Consider the following 24176-nt stretch of genomic DNA (forward strand, 5'->3'; position numbering starts at 1 on the left):
ATTAGCCAGAAGGCAACTGATATGATCAAAATTTAGGCCGAATTTTAATTCGCCTAATATTTCATCGAACGGCCCTTGCCCGCTTTGCTGCATTGCGTCATAAAGACGGCATGAGCCGTCTCGATCTGACCATTCTTGTGATCGATGAAAATGCGATCCGCGCCTCGATCATCGAGGAGGGTTTGCGGGAGGCTGGCCATGCGCGGGTGACGGTCATCCACGAAGTGCAGGGCGTCGCACGCACGATCGAGACGCTTCGTCCCGACGTCATCATTATCGATCTCGAAAATCCGAATCGCGACATGATGGAGCATCTGTTTCAGCTGACGCGGACGGTAGGGCGGCCCATCGCCATGTTCGTCGATCGCTCCGACACCGCCTCGATCGAAGCGGCAGTCGAGGCCGGCGTATCGGCCTATATCGTCGACGGCCTCAAGAAGGAACGGGTCAAGCCGATCCTCGATATGGCTGTCAGCCGCTTCAATGCCTTCAGCCGGCTGCAGCGAGAGCTGGCGGACGCCAAGTCGGCGCTTGAAGAGCGCAAGATCGTCGAGCGGGCCAAGGGTATCTTGATGAAGATGCGCGGCCTTTCGGAAGACGAAGCCTTCGCGCTGCTGCGACAGACGGCCATGAACGAGAAGAAGAAGATGTCCGAGATCGCGCAAAGCGTCGTGACGGCAGCGGGGTTGCTGATGTGAGCGTACTGAGCCCCATCTTGCCCGCCGCCTTGAGAGGGGAGGCATCGGAGTGAATATGAGAGTGCAAGCAGCCCGTTCCGCCAAAGCCCGACAGGTGGGCGACAGCAATCCTTCGGCGCCTGCCCAGATTACCAGCGAAGGCCCGCGTACATTGCGCGCAGGCTTCATTCCGCTCGTTGATGCATCTGTCCTGATTGCGGCTGCCGAGTTCGGCTTCGCCCGCAAGGAGGGGATCGCCCTCGATCTCGTCAAGGACGTCTCCTGGGCCAATGTCCGCGACCGGCTTGCCTTTCGCCAGTTCGACATCGCCCATATGCTCTCGCCGATGCCGGTCGCGGCGATGCTCGGGCTGGGCTCGAACCCCTCGCCCACGATTACGCCATTCTCTCTCGGTTGCGGCGGCAACGCCATCACTCTGTCGACGCGACTGTTCGACCGCATGTGCGAAGAAACAGGTCTCTCCGATCAGGCAAGCGCACTGGAAAATTCGCAGGCACTTGCGACAGTGGTCGACACCATGAAGGCGCGCGGGGAGCAGCCGCCGACGCTTGGCATGACCTATCCCTTCTCGTCGCATAATTACGAATTCCGCTATTGGCTGGCCGCCGGCGGCATCGATCCGGACCGGGACGTGAAGCTGGTCGTCGTGCCGCCGCCTCTCACATCCGATGCGCTTGCTGCCGGCGCCATCGATGGCTTCTGCGTCGGCGCACCCTGGAACATGGTCGCATCCGAACGTGGCGTCGGCCGCATCGTCGCGGCCAAACAGGATATCTGGCCCTCCGCGCCGGAAAAGGTGATCGGCATGCGCCCGGAATGGGCCGAAAGCCATCCCGAAACCGTTTCCCGCCTCATCGTGGCACTCGACGCGGCAGCGCGCTGGTGCGACCGGGCGGAAAATCATGATGCCCTCGCCGAAGCGCTTGCCGATCAGCGCTATATCGCGGCCCCCGTGCACATCATCCGCCATGTGCTGGCGGGCGAATTCAATCTTGATGCGAGGGGCCATCGCCGCATCATCGACAGATATTTCAGTTTCCATGGCGGCTTTGCCAACTATCCGCGTCCGAGCCAGGCGCTTTGGATCTTCAGCCAGATGATACGCTGGGGGCAAAGCGCATTTTCCGAGCAGAACATGAAGATGGCAGCCTCGGCCTACCGTTCTGACCTCTATCGGCTGGCGCTCGGCAACGAGGCGTCACCCGATGATGCCGATATCCGTATCGAGGGCGACGGGGATGGCGACCGCTTCATGGACGGCCATATCTTCGATCCAGCGGAGATCGCCGCCTATGTCGCCGGATTTGCCGTGAAAACGACAAGCGCGACGCGGTCTTCGAGCGACGACATCTAGCCTCCAGTTATGCTGCGCTGCACAGAATAAGCGCAGGATCGAAAGCCGAGCGAGCGGCATCCGCTCAAAATATTTGCAGAAATCGCAACTGCCCGCAAAGCGAGCCGTCGAACCATCCTCCTAAATAATCGAGTAATTACAATGCCATGACATCGCCGTGAAAAACTGGCACGCGGCTTGCTTATCTAATTTCGCCCCGATCAACGGCGATCGAGGCACGCAATGCGCGGAAAACGCGCTCGCCAAAGACATCGACGTCGCAAGGTTCTTGCCCCCGGGGATTCCTTTTCTGTCCCGGGCCGCATCGACCGAGCGGCGTTTTTTTATGTCCGAAATCCATGCGTCACGAGCAAAACAAGGGGAAACTGCAAGTGAAGAAGATCCTGTCCGGTGGTGTTACGCGCCGCAACCTTTTGAAGACATCCGCCACGGCAGCCCTGATCGGCGCGGTCAAAGCGGCCTTCCCTTCCGGTGCCTTCGCAGCAACCTCGGGACCGGAAGTGTCGGGGGTCAAGCTTGGCTACATCGCCCTGACGGATGCCGCACCGCTGGTTATCGCCAAGGAAAAGGGCCTGTTCGAAAAGCACGGCCTTCCCGACACGGATGTCGCCAAGCAGGCCTCCTGGGGCGCGACGCGCGATAACCTCGTGCTTGGCGGCGCGGCGAACGGCATCGACGGCGCCCATATCCTCTCGCCACTCCCCTACCTCATGCATACCGGCAAGGTGACGCAGAACAACCAACCCGTGCCGATGGCGATCCTCGCCCGCCTCAACTACGACAGCCAGGGCATCTCGGTCGCAAAGGAATATGCAGAAACCGGCGTCCAGCTGGACGCATCCAAGCTCAAAGCCGCCTTCGACGCGAAAAGAGCCGCAGGCAAGGAGATCAAGGCGGCCATGACCTTCCCGGGCGGCACGCATGATCTGTGGATCCGCTATTGGCTGGCCGCCGGCGGCATCCATCCCGACAAGGACGTCTCGACCATTGTCGTGCCGCCACCACAGATGGTGGCGAACATGAAGGTTGGCAACATGGACGTCTTCTGTGTTGGCGAACCCTGGAACGAACAGCTCGTCAACCAGGGCATCGGCTTTACCGCCTGCACGACCGGCGAGATCTGGAAAGGCCATCCGGAAAAAGCCCTCGGCATGCGTGCTGACTGGATCGAGAAGAACCCGAATGCCGCCAAGGCCCTGCTGATGGCCATCATGGAAGCCCAGCAATGGTGCGATAGCATGGATAACAAGGAGGAGATGGCCACCATTCTAGGCAAACGGCAATGGTTCAACGTGCCGCCCAAGGATGTGCTCGGCCGCCTCAAGGGCGACATCAACTATGGCAACGGCCGGGTCGCCAAGGGCACCGATCTTTACATGAAGTTCTGGAAGGGCGGCGTTTCCTACCCCTATCAGAGCCATGATGCCTGGTTCATCGCCGAGAACATCCGCTGGGGCAAGTTCGCTCCCAATACCGACATCAAGACACTGGTCGGCCAGGTCAACCGCCAGGACATCTGGCGCGACGCCGCCAAGGATATCGGCGTAGCCGCGTCGGACATTCCGGCATCGACCTCTCGCGGCAAGGAAACCTTCTTCGACGGCAAGGTCTTCGATCCCGAAAACCCGACTGCCTACCTCGAAAGCCTCTCGATCAAGGTGGCGTCGTGATGGCTTGCTATTCGGCCCTAAAGCCCCTCATCCGGCCTGTCGGCCACCTTCTCCCCGCGCGCGGGGAGAAGGAACAAGACGCACCCGCAGCCTTCCTCTCGCCTTCAGCTGCCGACTCGGCTCCGAGCTCTTCATCCCCCTCTCCCCGTTTCAACGGGGAGAGGGCCGGGGTGAGGGGCTACCGCGCTTTCCTCGTCGCGCAAGTTTCAAGGATTTGAACAAATGTCCGCACTCGCTCGTAAACAAACAGCCAATCCGACAGCAACAACGGCATCCAAGAGCCAGGTCGTGACCCTCTCAACTCGCCCTGCCCGCCGCATCGACATCAGTCAAATGGGGTTTGCTGTCTTGCGCAGCGTCCTGCCGCCCCTGGTAGTCCTGGTGCTTCTGCTCGCTATCTGGCAACTGCTCTGTGAGCAGCCAGGCGCCAGCCTGCCGCCGCCTTCGCAGGTCTGGCAGGAGAGCTACGACCTCATCGTCTATCCCTTTTTCTATAATGGGCCGCAGGATATCGGGCTTGCATGGCGCGTGCTCGTCTCGCTGCAGCGCGTCGCCTATGGCTTCGGCCTTGCCGCCGTTGCCGGCGTGCTGATCGGCGCGGTAATCGGGCAATCGGTCTGGGCGATGCGCGGCCTCGACCCGATCTTCCAGGTGCTGCGCACGGTGCCGCCGCTTGCCTGGCTGCCACTCTCGCTCGCGGCCTTCCAGAATTCCAACCCTTCGGCGATCTTCGTGATCTTTATCACTTCGATCTGGCCCGTCATCATCAACACGGCGGTCGGTGTTCGCAATATTCCGCAGGATTATCGCAACGTCGCCAAGGTGCTGCGGCTGAACCAGATCGAATTCTTCTTCCGCATCATGGTGCCGGCCGCCGCTCCCTACATCTTCACCGGACTGCGCATCGGCGCCGGGCTTTCCTGGCTTGCGATCGTCGCCGCCGAAATGCTGACCGGCGGCGTCGGCATCGGCTTTTTCATCTGGGACGCGTGGAACTCGTCGCGCCTGCCCGACATCATCGTGGCGCTGGCCTATATCGGCATCACCGGCTTCGTCCTCGACCGTCTGGTCGCGGGGCTCGGCGCCATCGTCACCCGCGGCATGACCGGCAATTGAGGAGACCCTGATGAGCGCCTATCTGAAGCTCGATCACATCGACAAATATTTCGATCGCGGCGGCCAGCGGGCCGAAGTCCTGAAGGGCATCGAACTCGTCATCGACAAGGGCGAATTCGTCTCGATCATCGGTCACTCCGGCTGTGGCAAGTCGACCCTGCTGAACCTCATTGCCGGTCTGACGCCAGTCTCTGCCGGGGCAGTCCTGCTCGAAAATCGCGAGGTCAATGCGCCGGGTCCGGATCGGGCCGTCGTTTTCCAGAACCACAGCCTGCTGCCATGGCTCAGCGTCTACGAGAATGTCAATCTCGCAGTCTCGAAGGTGTTTCGCGGCACGAAGACCAAGGCCGAGCGTCATGATTGGGTCATGCGCAATCTCGATCTCGTGCAGATGGCGCATGCCAAGGATAAGCGACCTTCGGAAATCTCCGGCGGCATGAAGCAGCGCGTCGGCATTGCCCGGGCGCTTGCCATGCAGCCGAAGATCCTGCTGCTCGATGAACCTTTCGGCGCGCTGGACGCGCTCACCCGCGCCCATCTGCAGGATGCGGTGATGGAAATCCACGCTCGCCTCGGCAGCACGATGGTGATGATCACCCATGATGTCGACGAGGCCGTGCTGCTCTCCGACCGCATCGTCATGATGACCAACGGGCCTGCCGCCCATATCGGCGATATCCTCGAAGTGCCGATCGCGCGGCCGCGCAACCGCATCGAGCTTGCGTCCGACAGAACCTACCTCAAATGCCGCGAGGCCGTGCTGAAGTTCCTCTACGAACGCCACCGCTTTGTCGAAGCCGCGGAGTGACACCATGACCCAGAAACTCGTCATCATCGGTAATGGCATGGCCCCGGGGCGCATGCTGGAGCACCTTCTGGAAAAGGCGCCGGATCTCTATCAGGTCACGATTTTCAACGCCGAACCGCGCGTCAATTACGATCGCATCATGCTGTCGCCGGTCCTCTCGGGCGAAAAGGACTTCGAGCAGATCATCATCCACGGCGACGGCTGGTACATCAAGCACGGCATCACGCTCTACAAGGGGCACAAGATCGTCGCCATCGACCGGGTGGCAAAGACGGTCACCTCCGATCACGGCGTGACCGAGAGCTACGACAAGCTTGTCATCGCGACCGGCTCAGTCCCCTTCATCATTCCGGTTCCGGGCAAGGAATTGCGCGGGGTCATCACCTATCGCGACCTCGACGACGTACAGGCGATGCTGCTTGCCGCGCAATCGCGCGAGAAGGCCGTTGTCATCGGCGGCGGCCTGCTTGGTCTCGAAGCGGCAGCCGGCCTTAGCCTGCGCGGAATGGATGTCACCGTTCTCCATGTGCAGCCCACGCTGATGGAACGCCAGCTCGATCCGGCCGCCGGCTATCTGCTGCAAAAGGCCGTCGAGGCGCGCGGCATCAAGGTCATCACCAAGGCCAACACCAAGGCGATCATCGGCGACGGCAAGGTCGAGGGGATCGAACTTGACGATGGACGCGTGATCCCGGCCACGCTCGTCGTCATGGCCGTCGGCATTCGCCCCAATATCGGCCTTGCCAAGGAGGCAGGCATTGCCGTCAACCGCGGCATCGTCGTCGATGACGGCATGCAGACCTCGGATGGCTCCATCATGGCGCTCGGCGAATGCGCCGAGGTCGGCGGCATTGTCTATGGCCTCGTCGCACCCCTCTACGAAATGGCACGTGTGGCCGCCTCACATCTGGCAGGAGAAGCCGGTGCCGCCTTCGTACACTCGGACACGCCGACGAAGCTGAAGGTCACCGGCATCGACCTGTTTTCGCTCGGCGACTTCGCCGATGGCGACGACCGCGAGGAGATTGTCCTGCGCGACGCGACAGCCGGGGTCTACAAGCGCCTCGTGCTGAAGGACAACAGGATCATCGGCACCGTGCTTTACGGCGAGACGGCCGACGGCGCCTGGTTCAACGATCTGAAGAAGAAGGCGACCGATATCTCGCAGATGCGCGAAACCCTGATTTTCGGCCAGGCCTATCAGGGAGGGTCGCCACTGGACCCTATGGCGGCCGTTGCAGCCTTGCCGGATGATGCGGAAATCTGTGGCTGCAACGGCGTCTGCAAGGGCAAGATCACCTCAACCATTACGGCCAAGGGCCTGACATCGCTCGACGACGTGCGCGCCCACACGAAGGCGTCGGCCTCCTGCGGCTCCTGTACGGGCCTCGTCGAACAGCTGATGTCAATCACCCTTGGCGATGCCTACAATCCGAAAGCCGTCCAGCCGATGTGCACTTGCACCGAGCTTGGCCACGACGATGTCAGAAGATTGATAAAAGCCAAAGGGTTGAAGACCATTCCTGCCGTTATGCAGGAGCTTGAATGGAAGACTTCCTGCGGCTGCGCGAAATGCCGCCCGGCCCTGAACTATTACCTCGTCTGTGACTGGCCGGACGAATATGCCGACGACTACCAGTCTCGGTTCATCAATGAACGCGTGCATGCCAATATCCAGAAGGACGGCACCTATTCCGTGGTGCCGCGCATGTGGGGCGGCGTTACCAGTTCGAACGAGCTGCGCGCCATCGCCGATGTCGTCGACAAGTTCGAGATCCCGATGGTGAAGGTGACCGGTGGCCAGCGCATCGATCTGCTTGGCATTCACAAGGAGGATCTGCCCGCCGTCTGGGCTGATCTCGGCAAGGCCGGCTTCATCTCGGGGCAAGCCTATGCCAAGGGCCTGCGCACGGTGAAGACCTGTGTCGGCTCCGACTGGTGCCGCTTCGGCACGCAGGATTCGACCGGCCTCGGCATCCGCATCGAGAAATTCATGTGGGGCTCCTGGACGCCGGCCAAGCTCAAGATGGCCGTCTCCGGCTGTCCGCGAAACTGCGCCGAAGCGACCTGCAAAGATATCGGCGTCATCTGCGTCGATAGCGGCTTCGAGATCCATTTTGCCGGTGCCGCCGGCCTCGACATCAAGGGCACGGAGATCCTGGGCCTCGTCAAGACCGAGGATGAAGCGCTGGAGCATATCGTCGCGCTGACGCAGATGTATCGCGAGCAGGGCCGCTATCTCGAACGCATCTACAAATGGGCCAAGCGCATCGGTCTCGACGAGGTCCGCCGCCAGATCATGCAGGATCACGAGAAGCGCAAGGCCTACTACGACCGCTTCGTCTTCAGCCAGAAATTCGCGCAGGTCGATCCCTGGTCGGAGCGCGTCTCCGGCAAGGACAAGCATGAATTCAAGCCGATGGCGACAGTCGGCTTCCCGCAGGCCGCCGAGTGAGGAAATGAACATGACAACCTGGCCAAAGGAAACCTGGCATGCAATCGGCGATATCTCGGACATTCCTCTACGCGGCGCGCGCTGCGTGAAAACCCCACAGGGCAAGATTGCGGTCTTCCGCACCGCGGAAAACGAGGTCTTTGCCATCGAGGATCATTGCCCGCACAAGGGCGGCCCCCTCAGCCAAGGGATCGTTCATGGTGCATCGGTGACCTGCCCGCTGCACAACTGGGTGATTTCGCTCGAAACCGGCAAGGCGCTTGGCGCCGACCAGGGTGAAGTGCGGACCATTCCCGTCCGCAACGAGGACGGGGCGCTCTTCATCGCGCTCGAAAGTCAGATGATGGCGGCGGAGTGAGGATGACAGTGCGCGGGAAAATACCCCCCTCTGTCCCTTCGGGACATCTCCCCCACACGGGGGGAGATCATATGGCGCCACTATCGCCGAATTCTTCGTTTTGGTTCGATGAAGGCAGCCTCTTGCTCCAACCAATCTCCCCCCTTGTAGGGGAGATGTCAGCAAAGCTGACAGAGGGGGGTATTTCGCCACATCTTCTGAGCTTCACGGACACAATCCATGTCCGTTGAAACCAAAACCACCTGCCCCTATTGCGGCGTCGGCTGCGGCGTCATTGCCAGGGTCGACGACAGCGGCAAGGTCTCCGTCAAAGGCGATCCTGACCACCCTTCCAACTTCGGGCGCCTCTGCTCGAAGGGCTCGGCGCTTGCCGAAACGATCGATCTCGACGGCCGTCTGCTCTATCCGGAAATCCAAGGTGAAAGAGCGAGTTGGGACGAGGCGCTCGACCTTGTTGCGAACCGCTTCGGCGAGACGATTGCCGAGCACGGCCCTGACGCCGTTGCCTTCTATGTTTCCGGTCAGCTGCTGACGGAGGATTATTATGTCGCCAACAAGCTGATGAAGGGCTTCATCGGCTCGGGCAATATCGATACGAACTCGCGGCTCTGCATGTCGTCCTCGGTTGCCGGCCATCGCCGCGCCTTCGGCTCGGACACGGTGCCCGGTACTTACGAGGATATCGAGCTCGCTGATCTCGTCATCCTTACCGGCTCCAATCTCGCCTGGTGCCATCCCGTTATCTATCAACGGCTGGCGGCGGCAAAGGCGGCACGACCGGCGATGAAGATCGTCGTCATCGACCCGCGCCGGACCATGACCTGCGATATCGCCGATCTGCATCTGGCGATCCGGCCGGATGGCGACGTTGCGCTTTTCCTGGGTCTCTTCGAGCATCTGATCACAAGCAACACGATCGACCAGAATTACATTGCCGAGCACACCGGCGGCTTTGCCGAGGCTTTCGCCGCCGCCAGCTCCGTGTCGTTCAATCGGGCGCTTGAGCTGACCGGCCTGCCCGCCATGCAGCTTCGCGAATTCTACCGGCTGTTTGCCCAAACCGAGAAGGTCGTCACCTGCTACAGCCAGGGCGTCAACCAATCCTCATCCGGCACCGACAAGGTCAACGCCATCATCAATTGCCACCTCGCGACCGGCCGCATCGGCCGGCCCGGCATGGGACCGTTCTCGCTGACCGGCCAGCCGAACGCCATGGGCGGCCGCGAGGTCGGCGGTCTCGCCAACATGCTCGCCGCTCACATGGCGATCGAGAATGCCGGGGATCGCGATCGGGTGCAGCGCTTCTGGCAGTCGTCAGGGATTGCCGGAAAGCCAGGATTGAAGGCGGTCGACATGTTTCGCGCCGTCGCCGATGGCCGTATCAAGGCATTGTGGATCATGGCGACCAATCCGGTCGTCTCGATGCCGGACGCCGATGCCGTCGAGGCGGCCATCAAGGCCTGCCCCTTCGTCGTCGTCTCCGACGTGTTGCGCGAGACGGACACGACGCGGCATGCGCATGTGCTGCTGCCTTCGCTCGGCTGGGGCGAAAAGGACGGCACCGTCACCAATTCCGAACGGCGGATTTCGAGGCAGCGGCAGTTTCTCGCAGCTCCAGGCGAAGCCAGACCCGACTGGTGGCAAATGGCCGAAGTCGGCCGCCGCATGGGATTTTCCCAAGCCTTCTCCTTTCGGACGAATGCGCAGATCTTCGCCGAGCACGCAGGCCTTTCCGGCTTCGAAAACGAGGGCAGCCGCGATTTCGACATCGGCGCTTATGACGCGATCGCGATGGAAGACTATGATGCCCTTCAGCCTTTCCAGTGGCCACAGCCCGCCGGAGCGACGCCGAAGGTCACACGCTTCTTCGCAGATGGCGGATTTTATCATCCCGATCGCAAGGCACGCTTCGTCGCCATAGAGCCGCCGGCAACCGATCGAACCGATAGCCGCTTTCCCCTGACACTCAATACCGGGCGCGTTCGCGATCACTGGCATACGATGACACGGACTGGCAAGAGTGCCCGCCTATCGGGCCACATCGCCGAGCCCTTCGCCGAAATCCATCCGCGTGACGCGATCGAGATCGGTGTCGCGGATGCCGGCCTGGTCGAGATCGAGAGCCCGCACGGCAAGGTGATCGTCCGCGCTTTGGTGACGGAGCGGCAGGCGCGCGGCAGCCTGTTCGTGCCCATGCACTGGAATGACAGTTTTGCTGCCAAAGCCCGCGTCGATGCCGTAGTCGCTCCGCTCACGGACCCCGTTTCCGGCCAGCCGGCTTCGAAGAATGTCGCGGTCCGTGCGCACCGCTTCCAGGCCTCGCATTATTGCTTCGCAATTTCCGCAGCAAAGCCGCGCGATCTCGACAGCGCCTATTGGGCGCTCGCCAAGGCCGATGGCGGCTGGCGGACAGAGCTTGCGTTCGATCTGGCGCCGGACGACTGGATCGGCTGGTGCCGCGCGACATTCGATATACCAGTTGACCTTGAACCGCTCGGCTATGCCGATGAGGCCTCCGGAGACCTGCGCCTTGCCTTCTTCGATGGCGAACAGCTGCTTGCAGCCCTATTCGTCGCCCGCCAGCCCGTCGCAGTCGCCAGAAATTGGGCGATCGCGCAGCTTACGGCATCGCACGGCGATCTCAGGAAACGATTTGCGCTGGTCGCAGGCAGACCGGGAGCCGATGCGATCGACGCCGGTGCGACGGTCTGCTCCTGCTTCAGCGTCGGCGTCAATCAGATCGTCGCGGCCATTCGCGGCGGCTGTCACAGTGTCGAAGCCGTCGGCAAGGAGCTTAATGCCGGAACCAATTGCGGCTCCTGCCGGGCCGAGATCCGTACGATCATCGACGGTTATCTCACGGCGGCAGCAGAATGAGCGGTCCGGCATCATAGCCGATCATTCGCCCTAAACTCCGGTTTCACCTTAACGCTCTCAGTGCTAGAACTATTGAAAATAGCTGCATGATTTCGCTTTCCTTTTACACCCGGGGGAGGATGGGAGCGGATGGAGATCGAGAGCCGGAAGGTTCACTTGAGCTACGGCGCCGAGCCCGGCATACGTTTCGCCGTCCTTCTCGACGGCAATGGCAGCTGTCGCGAGATCGGCGCGGCCGGCCTGCAGAGCTGGAAGCCGACAGACGGAATTCTCTGGGTTCACCTCGAGCGCGATCATAACGCCGCGGCGGCGTGGGTAGCGCACAATGGCGGCTTCGATCCGCTTGTCGCCGATGCGCTCCTCGAGGATGAATCGCGTCCGCGCGTCGAGCCGGTCGATGATGGCTTGCTGATCATTCTTCGCGGCGTCTGCGCAGCCCCACCCGACGACGCCGAAGAGGCGGCCGAGGATCTGGATCTCGTGCCCCTGCATGCCTGGGTGGATGAGAATCGCGTCGTGACGCTTCGCGACAGCGGCCACTACATCACCGCCCTTCGCGACATTCGCCAAGCGTTAGAAAAGGGCAAGGGGCCGAAGCGCACCGGCGAGCTGCTGGCGCTCGTCAGCGACAAGCTCGTGAGGGACCTGGAGCCCGTTCTTGATCAGATGGATGAGGAAGTTGACGAGCTGGATGAACTGATTTTCCACGGCGAGGCTGCCGAGGTCCGCGAACGCCTGAAGCTGCTTCGCAGACGCGCCGTGCAGCTAAGACGCTATCTCTCACCTCAGCGCGATGCCCTTAACCGCATCGAACATGACGACGCTCCCTGGCTTGCCGAACGCGACAAGCTTCGCATGCGTGAGGTCATCGACAAGCTGATGCGCTGCATCGAATATCTCGATGCGATCCGCGACCGGACGGGCATCCTGCACGATGACCTTTCGACCGTCATCAGCGAACGCATTGCGCGCAACTCCAACAGGCTTGCAGCGCTTGCCGCATTGTTGCTGCCACCAAGTGTCGTCGCCGGTCTGTTCGGCATGAATGTCGGCGGCATTCCAGGCGTCAACGACACCTGGGCCTTCGTCATCATCGTCATATTGGTCGCCGTCACCTCCATCGTCACCCTCTATATTCTGAAGCGCATCAACTGGCTCTGACTGCCTGGGAACCGCGCATGTGTCTGCGACGTTCCTAGCCAGTCTGATGAAGGGATTGATATGATGCGTCATCAAGCGTGCCTTCTCGCCTTCCTTGCCACGATTTGCCTGGCAACACCTGCCGCCGCCGATGAAAGCGGATTTCTGAAGCCGCTGAACGGCAGCTGGACAGGAACCGGCAAGGTACTTCGGAAGATCGGCGACTCGCCGATCAATGTTTCCTGCAAATTCAGCATCAGCGCACCTGGCTCCTCGATTGCGATGAGGGGAAATTGCCGCGGCCTTCTCATCATCAGTCGCGCGATCTCGGCCCAGCTCACGACGCGCGGAAACCGATATTTCGGCACCTATACCGGCCCATCCGGTGCGACGTCACAGCTATCGGGTAGCAGGCAGGGCAATGTCATCAATCTGGCGGTGCGCTGGGCACGCCTCGTCAATGGCGATCGCGATGCCAATATGACCATCCGCAGGCAAGGCAACAGCCAGCTGACGCTACGGACCATCGATAAGGATCTAAGCTCAGGCAAATCGGTCGTGACGAGCGAGATCAATCTGCATCGTCAATGATGCTGAAAACGGAAGCCCGTTGCTCGTTGTCAATCATGACCGGGCGCTGACTTGACGTTCGTTGAGATCAGGTCCGCCCGCATGACGGATATGTGTCGGATTGGACTTCGACGACCAGTCAGCCTCTACTTCTGGGCCTCGGCTTGCTCTTTGGCTTCTCGGCCAATGGCTCGGATCCTTCCCTGGCCAGTCTTTCCTTGCGGAGCCGCTCAGTCTTGCTTTCCCGCGCAGCCTCTTCGTTGTGAATAATGGCCCACGCAGATTCATTCGTGACAATCGCTGCCTTCTCGGCCTTGGACAAAGGCTTATTTTGCCGATTGAGCTTATATGCACTCATGTTGCCTCCCTGAGCTGCCGGCAACAAAAAAGGCCGGAGCGAAATCGCGCCGACCTTCCCGACATCGCCTCCGCACCAATGCCAGTACATCCGTGGTCAGAAGACGAAAGCGACTAAGACACTGCGAGCCTCCAAATTTACTTGGCGCTCACCAACAATGCCATTTCGGAAAATGTAGTCCATTGTTCCGAAGAATTCAAGTGTTTGGAAAAATTATTTCCCATTGTCACCATTTCTGTCGCCTTGAGAAAATATGTTTTCGAGCAGCGGAAGCGTAATCATGAATTCACCTTCTCGGGACATCGGATAACTGATAGACTGAAACTGATCGATGTGACACGGAAATCGTTCCGCCACCATCCTTCATGGGTGGCACATGTCGAAGGTTACGCTCAGATACGCGGTTGGCCAGGAGCGTGACTGCACATGGACTGTGTATGATATTTTCACAAGAAGAGCCGCTCAGCCCGCACATTGGATTTTGAGTATTCTGACTGAGAAGGAGGCGAAAGCTTATTGCGCCATTCTCAACGCCAAAGACGTCGAGCGACGAGAGCGATTGGGATTTTAAACTATCACTGTCGGCTTCCGCAGCCGAATTGTCTGCGTATCATTCATCGTGGTGGATAAACAACAGCGAGCTCACGCTTTACCACGCCGTATAGGTTTTTTCCGTGCTTTTATTGACTTTTCTGCCTTCGGTTCGGCCATTGCTTGTTGTTGCAGGCGAAGAGCTCGTAAAGCCTCTGTTTTCTTTTCACGCGCTGAGTTCTCTGCCGCGACAATGGTCTTTGCTGCGTTGTCGGTAATTGTGGCTTTATCATTACTGAGAGCTGCGGTCTTCCTGAAGAACTGTTCCTTGGTAGCTGACATGATCGCTCCTTTCTGCGAAATACCGAACGAGGACAAATGTCTAGATGCTAACGACTTGCGCTCCTGCTGCGATTACTTTTAGGCAGCAAGCCATCTCTTTGCAGCTTTTTCCGCAGCAGCTTGCGCTGCCGTCGAATGGCTTGCGCCTTTTCTAAAGCGCGACGCTCGGATGGCTTTAAGTAGGCCGAGCGTATCTTTATCTCGCGGAATACACCATCTCGGATCATCTTCTTCTTGAGCACGCGCAAGGCTTGATCAATATCATTATCTCTTACAAAAACCTGCAAAACATACCCTTTCCATAGTGTGCTCTGTGACGCTTTATGTCTTGACGGAATGCTTGCCTTTTCCACCTATCGCGAGAGGTTTGAGCCATGGCTCCTGTTTGCGAGGAGTTGATCCTTGATCATCGGCAGTTGGATCCGTGCTCAACTTCTCGATTTCGGTCGACGAGATACGTCGCTCGAAACTCTCGTCCAAAAAGCGCACCTGATAATGGATCTCGTCTGAGTCGGAGGGCAGTGTGTTTATGATCCGACATAGTCTCGGAGCCGCTTTCAGCCGGTTGAGATCGGCCTTCAGGGCGACGATGTCTCCAACTGAATATTTCATTCTGCTCATCGCATCCCCTTGCAGATGGGTCGCAGAAATACAAAAGGCCGGGCCATAAACCCGACCTTCTCCGTCAATCAAATCATTGCTGCCAGTACATCCGTGGTCAGCAAGATGAGTGACAATTAGATTGCTCTCAGATTATCAGCGGAGCTTTTGCCGGTCTTGCGATCACGCACCAGCTCATAGCTAACCTTCTGACCCTCTGCGAGAGCATTCATACCCGCGCGCTCAACGGCGGAAATGTGAACGAACACATCTGTTGCGCCATCTTCAGGCTGAATGAAGCCGAAGCCCTTGGCGCTGTTGAACCACTTTACGGTTCCTGAACTCATAGCGGATTCCTTTCAATTAGACATAGGATTTCGTTCCGCCGAAAACCGTTTTCGGCAGTATTACAAACCGAAATTGAAAGAAAATTCGCGCCACGCTTCCGGGCAAACAAAGATCATCAAGCAAGATCGACCATAAGAACATAGGTATGAAATAGGGCAAAGGCAAGGCTACATTTTCTGATTGATCAGCTCGGCCGAAAATCACCCTTAAATTACAAGGGAATTAGGCTCGCTGGTTAGCGTTTTCATTGGAAAGCCGCCATGCCTATCGGCGGCTCAGGCACCGAACGCGGTCTTACTTGACTTTTGGAACTTTACATGAGAACATAAAGTGAACAAATGGAGATTTCCATGACCAAGGCAGAACAAGTCATCGAACGTGCAATGACCTTTGTCGCTGTCTCGAAGGCCCTTCGGGAGCGCGAGCAGGAACGGCGCGCCACATGGACGCGCCGCGTTGAAATCAGCCGGCCGCTACCGCCCTTGCCGCGCGCCGTTCAACTGTCGTTGAAACTCGACAGCTGAAGCAGCAAGGGCTGTCACCAGCACCCGGCAGGCTGTGAAGCGCCCGCCTTTTTGGCGGGCGCTCGCCCTGGGATTTCGTAAACACAAGGAGATAGAGCGGTCCGGAGGTTTCGTGAAAAGCCGAACCGCCCTAAGATCATCAGGACTTGAAGAAGGCCAGCAGGTCGGCGTTGATAACGTCCGCATGCGTAGTCGCCATGCCGTGCGGAAGGCCCTTGTAGACCTTCAGTGTGCCGTTCTTCAGGAGCTTGATGGAAAGCTCGGCGGAGTCGGCGATCGGAACGATCTGATCGTCGTCGCCATGCATGACGAGAGTCGGGACTTCGATCTTCTTCAGGTCTTCGGTGAAGTCTGTTTCCGAAAAGGCCTTGATGCAATCGTAATGGGCCTTGGTGCCGCCCATCATGCCCTGGCGCCACCAATTATCGATAACGCCCTGCGAAACAGCGGCGCCGGGACGATTAAAACCGTAGAACGGTCCCGCCGGAATATCGCGGAAGAACTGAGCACGGTTGGCCGCAAGTGCCGCACGGAAGCCATCAAAAACTTCCAGCGGCAGGCCGCCGGGGTTCTTGTCGGACTTGACCATGATCGGCGGTACGGCGCCGATCAGCACGGCCTTGGAAACACGGCCATGGCCGCCATACTGGGCGACATAGCGCGCAACTTCACCGCCGCCTGTCGAATGGCCGACATGGATGGCGCCCTTGAGATCGAGATGCTCGGCAAGAGCCGCCACATCAGCGGCATAGGTATCCATCTCGTTGCCGGTTGCCGTCTGGCTGGAGCGGCCATGGCCGCGACGGTCATGGGCGATGACGCGGTAGCCCTGGTGAAGGAAGAATAGCATCTGGGCGTCCCAATCGTCGGAGCTCAGGGGCCATCCGTGATGGAAGACGACTGGCTGGCCCGTTCCCCAATCCTTGTAGAAGATCTCAGTACCGTCCTTGGTGGTGATTGTGCTGCTGCTCATTGTGTCCTTACCTTTCGAAGTTGATTGCTTTGTAGAGGCTTGTGCAGGTTGAGCGAAGGGGCTGGCAGCTGCAGCGGCGACAAGGCCAAGCCCGGCTGTCATAACGCCCCGACGAGTAGCTTGAGGGATCGACTGGCTCATTTCAATCTCCACTTAAATTTATCGTGCGATTTATTATCGCGACATTGATATGCATAATGGCTTTCCCCTGCCTTGTCCATATAAAAATTTGATCCGCGATTATTTATTGCGATAAATAATTAGGCGCTATAGCCCAATCCGCCGAGCACGCTTGATGAGGCACCGCAGAAGAGCAGACATTTTCGCAATCAGATTGAGCTCGACCAGTTGTGCGAGCTATTGCATGGGCTTATCGACAAAATGCGCGATCGCGAACTGCGCAACGCGTTCGTTCGATTTCCTCGCATCGTCGAGCCAGAACGGGAAAATCTGCCATTGATGGATCATTCCAGGCCAGACTTCCATACTCACATTGCCGCCCGCCTGGCGTACCTTGTCTGCGAACCGCGTGCTGTCATCAAGCAGTGCTTCGCGAGCGCCGACCTGGATCAACAACGGAGGAAACCCGGAGACATTGCCATAGAGCGGCGATATGTCGGGATCGGCGAGAGGACGGTCACGCGCGAACGCATCGTGGATGAGGGTCAACTCGGCCTTGTTCATGAAAGGATCGCTTGCGACGTTGGCGGCCAGGGAAGCGCCCGTTGCGGCGAAGTCGGTAATCGGGCTCATCGCGACCACGGCGGCGGGAAGCGGACCACTCAGCCTAAGCTGGTTCAAAACGACCTCGATGGCCAGAGTTGCGCCAACCGACTCGCCGACGATAATGATGTTGCCGGCCTTGTATCCCGATGTCAGAAGCCAGCGATAAGCCGCAATGGCATCGTCTCTTTGCGCGGGAAAGCGATTTTCGGGCGCGAGGCGATAGTCGATCAGCAGGACGTCGGCCGAGGCCGCCTTGGCGAGCGAACCGGCTATGTTGGCGTGCGTGCGAAGCGAGCCGCTATAGAAGCCGCCGCCATGCAAATAGAGAATGGCACGCCGCCCGATCGGATGATGCAACCGCGCCGGCCAGATCAGATCACCATCCACACCGTTGGCGTCGACACGCCGTATCTGGACACGCGCTGGACCTGGCGCCGATGCCATGAGCTTCTCGAAACCGGAACGGCGTTGCAACAGATCGGCTCCGGACACGGCGCCGCTGTCACGCAAAGTGCCGATCAGCTTCTCGATCTGCTCGCTCGAAGCCTTTGTCTGCGGTGTGATCTCGGAGGCTTCGGCGGCTGCAGCTTGCGATATCGACCCGAGGCCTGCGCCTATCAGAACGGTCATTGCCATGACGAAGCAGGATATGCGGCGAAATGATCGGAATTCGTTCATCAAATAAGCCTTTTCCCCGCAAGGCCGTGGACGCTATGGTGATACCACGGTCGCAGAAAAGCTATTTGTGTCAAGTATGATAGGCGACGTGAGACCGGAATTCCATTCATCCGCCTGCCCATCATTGCCTCGACACGATCAACCGATGATCGCTTCCCTATCGGTGCTCCGTTTCATAGAGGTGACAGTGCCGGTGGACAAGTCGATGTTCATTCAGGCTCATGTCCAGCCGCCGCAAGGCGAGCGATGATCGCCTGCCGCGCCATCCTCGAGCCGGCAAGCCGTTCCTTGGTTCTGGCCAACACCTCAGCGCTGGCCGTCTCGGGTAAGCCGGAATGAAATGGCGGTTCTGGCGCGTATTCCAGCGACAATTGGATCGCTTCGGCCTCCTCCCGACCGCGCAAGGCGGCAACAATCGTCAATCCGAAATCGATGCCGGCAGTAACACCGCCTGCAGTGAAGAGATTGCCATCCCGCACGACGCGCCCCGGCGTGACAACGGCTCCGAAACTTTCGAGGAAATCAAGTGCATTCCAATGGGTCGTGGCCTTCTTGCCCTTGAGCAGGTCGGCGGCTCCGAGGACGAGAGAACCGGTGCACACCGATGTCACGAAGCGGGCTTGGGCCGCCTGTTCCCGGATGAAGCTCAAGACGGCCGCATCCTCCAGCAGTACATTGACGCCAACGCCGCCAGGCACGCAGATCACATCGAGCGGCGGGCATTCGGCAAACGCCGTCGTCGGCTGCAACACCAGCTTCGTTGCCGACACGATGGACGACGTGTCCTTCCACACGAGATGCACCTCCGCATCATCCATCGAGGCGAATACCTCATAGGGTGCGGTCAGATCGAGTTGCTGGACGCCTGGAAAGGCAAGCAGGCCGAAGCGAATGGTCATGACATGTCTCCGATAATTGACTTTTCCGAGCCTATGCGACAACGATCTGGCATATTTGCCAAACCACCGTCATTTCTTGCCAATCATGCGCCGCATCGAAATTCTTGCCTTCGACAACGCCCAGCTGCTTGACATTACCGGTCCGCTGCAGGTTTTCACCAGCGCCAACGAGGCGGCGCATGAGCGCGATCGGCCGAAACCCTATGAGGCCATCGTGGTCGCGGAAAGCACACAGACCCAAACGAGCTCGGGTCTCGCACTCACGGCCGCCCCACTCAGCAGTACCGATACCCCGCTCGACACCTTGATCATCGCCGGCGGCTGGGGTGTCAATAGAGCCTGCGAGAACCTCGGCCTGATCGAATGGGTACGCCGGCGTGCCGCGAATGCCAGACGGATAGCCTCGGTCTGCAGCGGCGCCTTTCTGCTTGCAGAAGCCGGTCTTCTGGACGGACGGCGGGCAGCGACCCATTGGAATCGTTGCGAAGAATTCGCCAGGCGCTTTCCGCAAGTGAAGCTTGAGTCTGATCCGATCTTCGTCCAGGACGGGCAGATATGGAGTTCCGCCGGCGTGACTGCCGGCATCGATCTCGCGCTCGCCTTGATCGAGGCCGATCTTGGCCGTTCGCTGGCGCTTTCCGTGGCTCGCGAACTCGTCGTCTTCCTCAAGCGTCCAGGTGGCCAGGCGCAGTTCAGTGCGGCGCTGAAGCTTCAGGACGGTGGCGAACGCTTCGACCGTCTGCATGGCTGGATCATGGACAATCTGCGCTCCGATCTTTCCCTGCCGACGCTTGCCGAGCAGGCCAATATGAGCGCACGCAGCTTCTCGCGCCACTATCTGAAAGCGACCGGGCGAACACCTGCCCGCGCCGTGGAGGAAATCCGCATCGAGGCCGCCCGCCGCCTTCTGGAAGAGGGCCTGAGCGTGTACCAGGCGCGCATGCGCTGCGGCTTCAGTTCGGAAGAAACCATGCGGCGCAATTTCATGCGGAAATTCGGGACGACGCCACAGGCATTTCGCGATCATTTTGCTTAGCTACGGCCGCGATCAGCAGCTGCGAGCAGGCGTATAAACAAGGTCGCGCGCAACGCAAAATCGCCATCAATCGCGCAATAGTGCTCCATGCATAGGACGAACACTCACACGCATGGTGTCCAATGTCTCGCCTCCGAAATCTTTTCAAGAAGCCCATCATTCTCGCAACAGTCCTGATGTTCGCGACTGTAACCCAAGGACAGGCGGCCGCAGCCTTGCGCAGCCCATGGGACGAGCCGGTTTCTGCCGTCAAGGCACAGGCAGCATTCCCATGCCCCATGCCGCCGCAATTGCCTGCAACCCTTACCATGTCCGACTACTACACGGATGCCGCCCATTCGATCATCGATCCCAAGCGCAAGCAGGCCTATGACGATGCAACCAGCAATCTGCGCTCAGCAGCCGGCGCTGTCATCGAGATGGCCGACCGCTATAGAAGCACCGGCGATACGGCCGTTGCCGGTTGCGCGGCGCACTTTCTAGACAGTTTTGCCTTTGCGAAGGCCCTGTCTGACGGCGCCTCCACGAACCAGGCCGTCTATGTGCAGGACTGGATGCTCGGCTCCTTCGCCGTTGCTTGGCTCAAGATCCACAGCGATGAGGCAATCCCTTCCGACGAACGATCCAGGATTTCGGGCTGGCTTGCCGATGTCGCCTCCTACAACATCGCCTATTATGAACAGCGAAGCGACAAAAGCGACGCTCGCAACAACCATCGCTACTGGGCGGGATTTACCGCCACAGCGGCCGGAATTGCCGCCAACCGGAAAGACCTGTTCGATTGGGGGGTGGAGAGCTTCAGGATCGGCGCAAAGCAGATCCAGCCGGATGGAACCCTGCCGCTAGAGATGGCCCGCCGCTCCCGGGCGCTCCACTATCACATATTTGCTGCCGCTCCGCTCGTCACAATGGCGGAAATGGCCTCCGCCAACGGCATCGATCTCTACGCCGTTGACCACGATGCCCTTGCCCGCCTGATGAAAAGAGTGGTCTCCGGCCTCGACGATCCGTCTTTCTTCACGGAGAAGGCCGGCGCCAAGCAGGAGCCCATGCATCTTCACGCTGACGACATCGCGTGGGCGGCCCCTTTCGAGCGCCGTTTTCCAGATCCTGCTCTCGCCGCTCTGCTTGGGAAGCTGCAATCGCGCAGCGTGGTCTATCTCGGCGGCCTTCCGGCTAACTGAACAAGCCTGGGCTTATCCGTAGTCGTCCGTCTTTTCGTTGGCATAAGAGCAGCTTAAGGTCGGACGACTCAATTTGCTCGGAAGGCTGACAAGGCAATGGCGACTCATCGTTTCGTTCCCGACACCTATCACAACGTCATCGGCACACTGCCGCCGGCCCTGCATGTCGCCGATGGCGATACCGTCGTCACCGAAACCCTTGATGCCGCCGGATATGACAAGCACGATATCAACCGCATCTCGGGGCCGAACCCGATGAACGGGCCGATCTTCGTCGAGGGAGCAGAGCCGGGCGACAGTCTCAAGGTCGAGATTCTCGCCATGGTGCCGATACGCGACACCGGTTTTACCCGCAGTGTGGTGGCGAGCAACGTCGTCGACCCGCATGACGTGCGCGACTTGCCGGCGAGCAAGAAGGTGTACTGGCAGATCGATCGAGAAGCCCTGACGGCACGACTTGCCGAACCCGTCGCGGGCCTCGAAGCGCTTGTTCTGCCACTGTCGCCGATGATCGGCTGCTTCGGGGTCGCGCCATCGCTCGGCCAGGCCATATCGACCGCCACCAGCGGCGAATTCGGCGGCAACATGGATTATCGACTGCTTGGGCCAGGGACGACCATCTGGTTTCCGGTATCGACGCCTGGCGCGCTCTTTTTCCTCGGCGATTGCCATGCGGTGCAAGGAGATGGCGAGATCGTCGGTACCGGTATCGAGACCACTTTCGAAGTGACGGTGCGCCTCAGCGTCGAAAAGAAAAGGGCGATCATCTGGCCGCGCGGCGAGACGGCGGAGGATATCTTCACCATCGGCAATGCCCGGCCCCTCGACCAGGCCCTGCAGCATGCCACCAGCGAAATGCTGCGCTGGCTCGGCTCCGATTACGGTCTCGACAAGACCGCAGCCAGCCACCTGCTCGGCCAGGTCGTACGCTATGATGTCGGCAACGTCTTCGACCCCGCCTACACCATGGCCTGCCGCGTTTCGAAAAGCTGGTTGAAGCGCAAATAAGACATCAACCTGCGATCAACTTGCATCCTGCGAGAGGTCGCGCCGCTGGCGCGATACGTTGCTCTCCTGTCGCTCCCGCGCCATGCGGCTCACGGCCGCACGCAGTTGCGGATGCCGCGACATGAAAAGGTTGAAGTCGCGGCGCTCCAGCACGAAAAGCTGACAGAAGTCGACAGCGACCACATCCGCGGTTCGGCGTGCGCCCGTCAACAGCGCCATTTCACCGAAGAAGGCGCCGGCGCCGAGCGGAATCTCGTCGTCTTCCAGCTGCACTTCGACAGCACCCGAAGCGATGAAGAACATGCTGTCGCCACGATCGCCGGTGCGGATAACCCTGTCGCCGGGCGAAGCCGACCGCGGCCGGAAGAGCAGCAGCAGCTCCTCATGCGCGTTGTCATCAAGCTCGGCAAACATCGGGAAGGTTTCGATGAGCTGCTCGATCTCGAGATGATGCTGGCGATCCCGCTCCTCGCGCTGCTTGTTGATGGCGGTCAGTTCGCGGCGCAAGCCCTCCTGCTTCGCCATGCCGTACTTGTTCGCCAGGAACGGCCAGCGGGCGAAGGCCCATTTCTCCAGCTTCTCGGTGGCGTAAAAGGCGAGCGGATTGAGCGTGATCGACAGGATCGCGCCGGCAAGGATGAGATCCTGTCCTTCCCGCGTCAGCAGCCCGAGCGAGACACCAAGTCCGGCGAGAATAAAGGAGAATTCGCCGATCTGCGCCAGTCCCGCCGCAACCGCAAAGCCGATGCTGGCGGGATAGCGCAGCAGCAGCACGACGCCGAAGGCGATCAACGCCTTGCCAAGCATGATCAGCGCAAGCACGCCGATAATCATCAACGGTTCGCGGATCAGAACCGTCGGATCGAAGAGCATGCCGACGGACACGAAGAACAGAACCGAAAAGGCATTCTGCAGCGGTAGCGAGTCGGCCGCCGCCCTGTGGCTGAGATGGGATTCACTCATCACAAGGCCGGCAAAGAAGGCGCCGAGCGCAAAGGACACACCGAAGATTTCTGCCGCACCAAAGGCGATGCCGAGCGCGATGGCCAGAACCGACAGCGTGAACAGTTCGCGCGAACCCGTGCGCGCAACCGAGGTCAGGAGCCATGGCACCACACGCGGGCCGAGGAAGATCGCGACAGCCGCAAAGGCTGCGACCTTGAGAAGCGTCATGCCGATCGTCAGCCAGATCGAGCCGGAAGCGGCATGGCCGCCGGCATCCGCATGACCGCCCAGAACACCGGCAAAGGCCGGCAGGAGCACGAGCGCAAGCACCATGGCCAGGTCCTCGACGATCAACCAGCCGACGGCGACACGGCCATTGGTCGAACTCACGAGATTGCGCTCCTCCAGCGCCTTCAAAAGCACGACCGTACTGGCAACGGCAAGGCTGAGGCCAAAGACCACGCCGGCACCCACACTCCAGCCCCATAGCGAGGTCAAGCCCACGCCGAGCAGCGTCGCGATCGCTATCTGACCGATGGCGCCGGGGATGGCGACGCCGCGTACCGCCAGCAAATCCGCGGCGGAGAAATGCAGGCCCACGCCGAACATCAGCAGGATGACGCCAATCTCCGCCAACTGCGATGCCAGCGAAACATCGGCGACGAAACCTGGGGTGGACGAGCCTATGATGACGCCGGCCACCAGATAGCCGACCAGCGGCGGCAGATGCAGCCTGTCGGCCAGATAGCCGAAAATAGCCGCGAACACGAAGCCGGCGGCAATCAATGCGATCAATGCAACGTCGTGCGGCACGGCAGTCCTTCCCGTTTCACGGCGTTAAAGCCTATTCCCTTTGTTTAAGGCTACTAGCATCGCTTCCGCTGGGCCGTCTATGGGGGATGTGAAACTGAGGGAAAACATCGCCTTGCCGAGACGGGATACGATCTCGAACCCATGGCAAGGCGATCTGAAGACCGG

General features: G+C 59.7%; 22 protein-coding genes. 14 read left to right on the top strand and 8 right to left on the bottom strand.

Going from position 1 to position 24176, the window contains the following annotated elements; all coding sequences use genetic code 11:
- The first annotated feature begins 110 nt into the window (after positions 1-110).
- The 10 genes from GA0061103_RS01810 (at position 111) to GA0061103_RS01855 (ending at position 13067) form a co-directional block, all read left to right on the top strand.
- A complete protein-coding gene (locus tag GA0061103_RS01810; protein ID WP_092706529.1) occupies positions 111-698 on the top strand; it encodes an ANTAR domain-containing response regulator in 588 nt (195 codons plus the stop codon).
- Positions 699-753: 55 nt separating this feature from the next.
- Entirely contained in the window at positions 754-2052 is a 1299-nt protein-coding gene (locus tag GA0061103_RS01815; RefSeq protein WP_092706531.1) for a CmpA/NrtA family ABC transporter substrate-binding protein, read from the top strand.
- A 338-nt stretch (positions 2053-2390) separates the two neighbouring features.
- On the top strand, positions 2391-3722 hold the full coding sequence (locus GA0061103_RS01820; RefSeq protein WP_208603468.1) for a CmpA/NrtA family ABC transporter substrate-binding protein: 1332 nt from the start codon (positions 2391-2393) through the stop codon (positions 3720-3722).
- Positions 3723-3944: 222 nt separating this feature from the next.
- Positions 3945-4838 carry a nitrate ABC transporter permease gene (gene ntrB, locus GA0061103_RS01825; protein ID WP_092706535.1) on the top strand — a complete coding sequence of 298 codons (894 nt, stop codon included), beginning with the start codon at positions 3945-3947 and terminating at the stop codon, positions 4836-4838.
- 10 nt (positions 4839-4848) lie between these two features.
- The gene (locus tag GA0061103_RS01830) at positions 4849-5646 is read left to right on the top strand and encodes an ABC transporter ATP-binding protein (protein WP_092706537.1); all 798 of its coding nucleotides are present in this window, start codon (positions 4849-4851) and stop codon (positions 5644-5646) included.
- Positions 5647-5650: 4 nt separating this feature from the next.
- Positions 5651-8101: a nitrite reductase large subunit NirB gene (gene nirB, locus GA0061103_RS01835; protein WP_092706539.1), complete on the top strand. Its 2451-nt coding sequence runs from the start codon at positions 5651-5653 to the stop codon at positions 8099-8101.
- A gap of 10 nt (positions 8102-8111) precedes the next feature.
- Positions 8112-8459, top strand: a complete 348-nt coding sequence (nirD, locus tag GA0061103_RS01840) for a nitrite reductase small subunit NirD (RefSeq protein WP_092706541.1) — start codon at positions 8112-8114, stop codon at positions 8457-8459.
- Positions 8460-8678: 219 nt separating this feature from the next.
- The gene (locus tag GA0061103_RS01845) at positions 8679-11336 is read left to right on the top strand and encodes a nitrate reductase (RefSeq protein WP_092706543.1); all 2658 of its coding nucleotides are present in this window, start codon (positions 8679-8681) and stop codon (positions 11334-11336) included.
- 129 nt (positions 11337-11465) lie between these two features.
- The gene (locus GA0061103_RS01850; protein ID WP_092706545.1) at positions 11466-12497 is read left to right on the top strand and encodes a CorA family divalent cation transporter; all 1032 of its coding nucleotides are present in this window, start codon (positions 11466-11468) and stop codon (positions 12495-12497) included.
- A 60-nt stretch (positions 12498-12557) separates the two neighbouring features.
- Positions 12558-13067 carry a hypothetical protein gene (locus GA0061103_RS01855; RefSeq protein ID WP_425349451.1) on the top strand — a complete coding sequence of 170 codons (510 nt, stop codon included), beginning with the start codon at positions 12558-12560 and terminating at the stop codon, positions 13065-13067.
- Positions 13068-14046: 979 nt separating this feature from the next.
- Here the strand turns inward: GA0061103_RS01855 and GA0061103_RS01870 are convergent.
- The 4 genes from GA0061103_RS01870 to GA0061103_RS01885 form a co-directional block, all read right to left on the bottom strand.
- Positions 14047-14277, bottom strand: coding sequence for a hypothetical protein (locus GA0061103_RS01870; RefSeq protein ID WP_092706551.1), 231 nt, complete (start codon positions 14275-14277; stop codon positions 14047-14049).
- A gap of 47 nt (positions 14278-14324) precedes the next feature.
- Entirely contained in the window at positions 14325-14564 is a 240-nt protein-coding gene (gene rpsU / locus GA0061103_RS01875) for a 30S ribosomal protein S21 (protein WP_092706552.1), read from the bottom strand.
- Between the two features lie 34 nt (positions 14565-14598).
- Positions 14599-14898 carry a hypothetical protein gene (locus GA0061103_RS01880; RefSeq protein WP_092706554.1) on the bottom strand — a complete coding sequence of 100 codons (300 nt, stop codon included), beginning with the start codon at positions 14896-14898 and terminating at the stop codon, positions 14599-14601.
- Positions 14899-15014: 116 nt separating this feature from the next.
- Complete coding sequence (locus GA0061103_RS01885) at positions 15015-15224, bottom strand: cold-shock protein (protein ID WP_092706556.1); 210 nt, start codon at positions 15222-15224, stop codon at positions 15015-15017.
- A 351-nt stretch (positions 15225-15575) separates the two neighbouring features.
- Between GA0061103_RS01885 and GA0061103_RS34935 the strand changes: the two genes are divergently transcribed.
- Positions 15576-15749 (top strand): hypothetical protein, encoded by a 174-nt coding sequence (locus tag GA0061103_RS34935; protein ID WP_015342656.1) that lies wholly within the window; start codon positions 15576-15578, stop codon positions 15747-15749.
- Between the two features lie 139 nt (positions 15750-15888).
- Here the strand turns inward: GA0061103_RS34935 and GA0061103_RS01895 are convergent, their stop codons facing one another.
- The 3 genes from GA0061103_RS01895 to GA0061103_RS01905 all read right to left on the bottom strand — a co-directional run bounded on the left by GA0061103_RS01895 (position 15889) and on the right by GA0061103_RS01905 (position 19025).
- Complete coding sequence (locus tag GA0061103_RS01895) at positions 15889-16722, bottom strand: alpha/beta fold hydrolase (protein WP_208603469.1); 834 nt, start codon at positions 16720-16722, stop codon at positions 15889-15891.
- Positions 16723-17079: 357 nt separating this feature from the next.
- Entirely contained in the window at positions 17080-18078 is a 999-nt protein-coding gene (locus GA0061103_RS01900; RefSeq protein ID WP_092708523.1) for an alpha/beta hydrolase, read from the bottom strand.
- A 257-nt stretch (positions 18079-18335) separates the two neighbouring features.
- Positions 18336-19025 (bottom strand): DJ-1/PfpI family protein, encoded by a 690-nt coding sequence (locus GA0061103_RS01905; protein ID WP_092706560.1) that lies wholly within the window; start codon positions 19023-19025, stop codon positions 18336-18338.
- A gap of 85 nt (positions 19026-19110) precedes the next feature.
- Here GA0061103_RS01905 and GA0061103_RS01910 point away from each other — a divergent pair, with 85 nt between their 5' ends.
- From GA0061103_RS01910 to GA0061103_RS01920, 3 genes are all read left to right on the top strand, one after another.
- Positions 19111-20061 (top strand): GlxA family transcriptional regulator, encoded by a 951-nt coding sequence (locus GA0061103_RS01910; protein ID WP_092706562.1) that lies wholly within the window; start codon positions 19111-19113, stop codon positions 20059-20061.
- 122 nt (positions 20062-20183) lie between these two features.
- On the top strand, positions 20184-21245 hold the full coding sequence (locus GA0061103_RS01915; RefSeq protein WP_092706564.1) for an alginate lyase family protein: 1062 nt from the start codon (positions 20184-20186) through the stop codon (positions 21243-21245).
- Positions 21246-21341: 96 nt separating this feature from the next.
- Positions 21342-22253 (top strand): acetamidase/formamidase family protein, encoded by a 912-nt coding sequence (locus GA0061103_RS01920; RefSeq protein ID WP_092706566.1) that lies wholly within the window; start codon positions 21342-21344, stop codon positions 22251-22253.
- A gap of 15 nt (positions 22254-22268) precedes the next feature.
- On the opposite strand, the gene GA0061103_RS01925 is transcribed toward GA0061103_RS01920, so the two are convergent.
- On the bottom strand, positions 22269-24011 hold the full coding sequence (locus GA0061103_RS01925) for a cation:proton antiporter domain-containing protein (RefSeq protein WP_092706568.1): 1743 nt from the start codon (positions 24009-24011) through the stop codon (positions 22269-22271).
- Between the last annotated feature and the right edge of the window lie 165 nt (positions 24012-24176).

The sequence above is a fragment of the Martinezella multihospitum genome, assembly GCF_900094585.1.
GTDB classification, from domain to species: domain Bacteria; phylum Pseudomonadota; class Alphaproteobacteria; order Rhizobiales; family Rhizobiaceae; genus Rhizobium; species Rhizobium multihospitium.

Coding starts and splice junctions, on each gene's coding strand:
- GA0061103_RS01810 (WP_092706529.1), top strand. CDS start 111: ATGAGCCGTCTCGATCTGACCATTCTTGTGATCGATGAAAATGCGATC.
- GA0061103_RS01815 (WP_092706531.1), top strand. CDS start 754: ATGAGAGTGCAAGCAGCCCGTTCCGCCAAAGCCCGACAGGTGGGCGAC.
- GA0061103_RS01820 (WP_208603468.1), top strand. CDS start 2,391: ATGCGTCACGAGCAAAACAAGGGGAAACTGCAAGTGAAGAAGATCCTG.
- ntrB (WP_092706535.1), top strand. CDS start 3,945: ATGTCCGCACTCGCTCGTAAACAAACAGCCAATCCGACAGCAACAACG.
- GA0061103_RS01830 (WP_092706537.1), top strand. CDS start 4,849: ATGAGCGCCTATCTGAAGCTCGATCACATCGACAAATATTTCGATCGC.
- nirB (WP_092706539.1), top strand. CDS start 5,651: ATGACCCAGAAACTCGTCATCATCGGTAATGGCATGGCCCCGGGGCGC.
- nirD (WP_092706541.1), top strand. CDS start 8,112: ATGACAACCTGGCCAAAGGAAACCTGGCATGCAATCGGCGATATCTCG.
- GA0061103_RS01845 (WP_092706543.1), top strand. CDS start 8,679: ATGTCCGTTGAAACCAAAACCACCTGCCCCTATTGCGGCGTCGGCTGC.
- GA0061103_RS01850 (WP_092706545.1), top strand. CDS start 11,466: ATGGAGATCGAGAGCCGGAAGGTTCACTTGAGCTACGGCGCCGAGCCC.
- GA0061103_RS01855 (WP_425349451.1), top strand. CDS start 12,558: ATGATGCGTCATCAAGCGTGCCTTCTCGCCTTCCTTGCCACGATTTGC.
- GA0061103_RS01870 (WP_092706551.1), bottom strand. CDS start 14,277: ATGTCAGCTACCAAGGAACAGTTCTTCAGGAAGACCGCAGCTCTCAGT.
- GA0061103_RS01880 (WP_092706554.1), bottom strand. CDS start 14,898: ATGAGCAGAATGAAATATTCAGTTGGAGACATCGTCGCCCTGAAGGCC.
- GA0061103_RS01885 (WP_092706556.1), bottom strand. CDS start 15,224: ATGAGTTCAGGAACCGTAAAGTGGTTCAACAGCGCCAAGGGCTTCGGC.
- GA0061103_RS34935 (WP_015342656.1), top strand. CDS start 15,576: ATGACCAAGGCAGAACAAGTCATCGAACGTGCAATGACCTTTGTCGCT.
- GA0061103_RS01895 (WP_208603469.1), bottom strand. CDS start 16,722: ATGAGCAGCAGCACAATCACCACCAAGGACGGTACTGAGATCTTCTAC.
- GA0061103_RS01900 (WP_092708523.1), bottom strand. CDS start 18,078: ATGACCGTTCTGATAGGCGCAGGCCTCGGGTCGATATCGCAAGCTGCA.
- GA0061103_RS01905 (WP_092706560.1), bottom strand. CDS start 19,025: ATGACCATTCGCTTCGGCCTGCTTGCCTTTCCAGGCGTCCAGCAACTC.
- GA0061103_RS01910 (WP_092706562.1), top strand. CDS start 19,111: ATGCGCCGCATCGAAATTCTTGCCTTCGACAACGCCCAGCTGCTTGAC.
- GA0061103_RS01915 (WP_092706564.1), top strand. CDS start 20,184: ATGTCTCGCCTCCGAAATCTTTTCAAGAAGCCCATCATTCTCGCAACA.
- GA0061103_RS01920 (WP_092706566.1), top strand. CDS start 21,342: ATGGCGACTCATCGTTTCGTTCCCGACACCTATCACAACGTCATCGGC.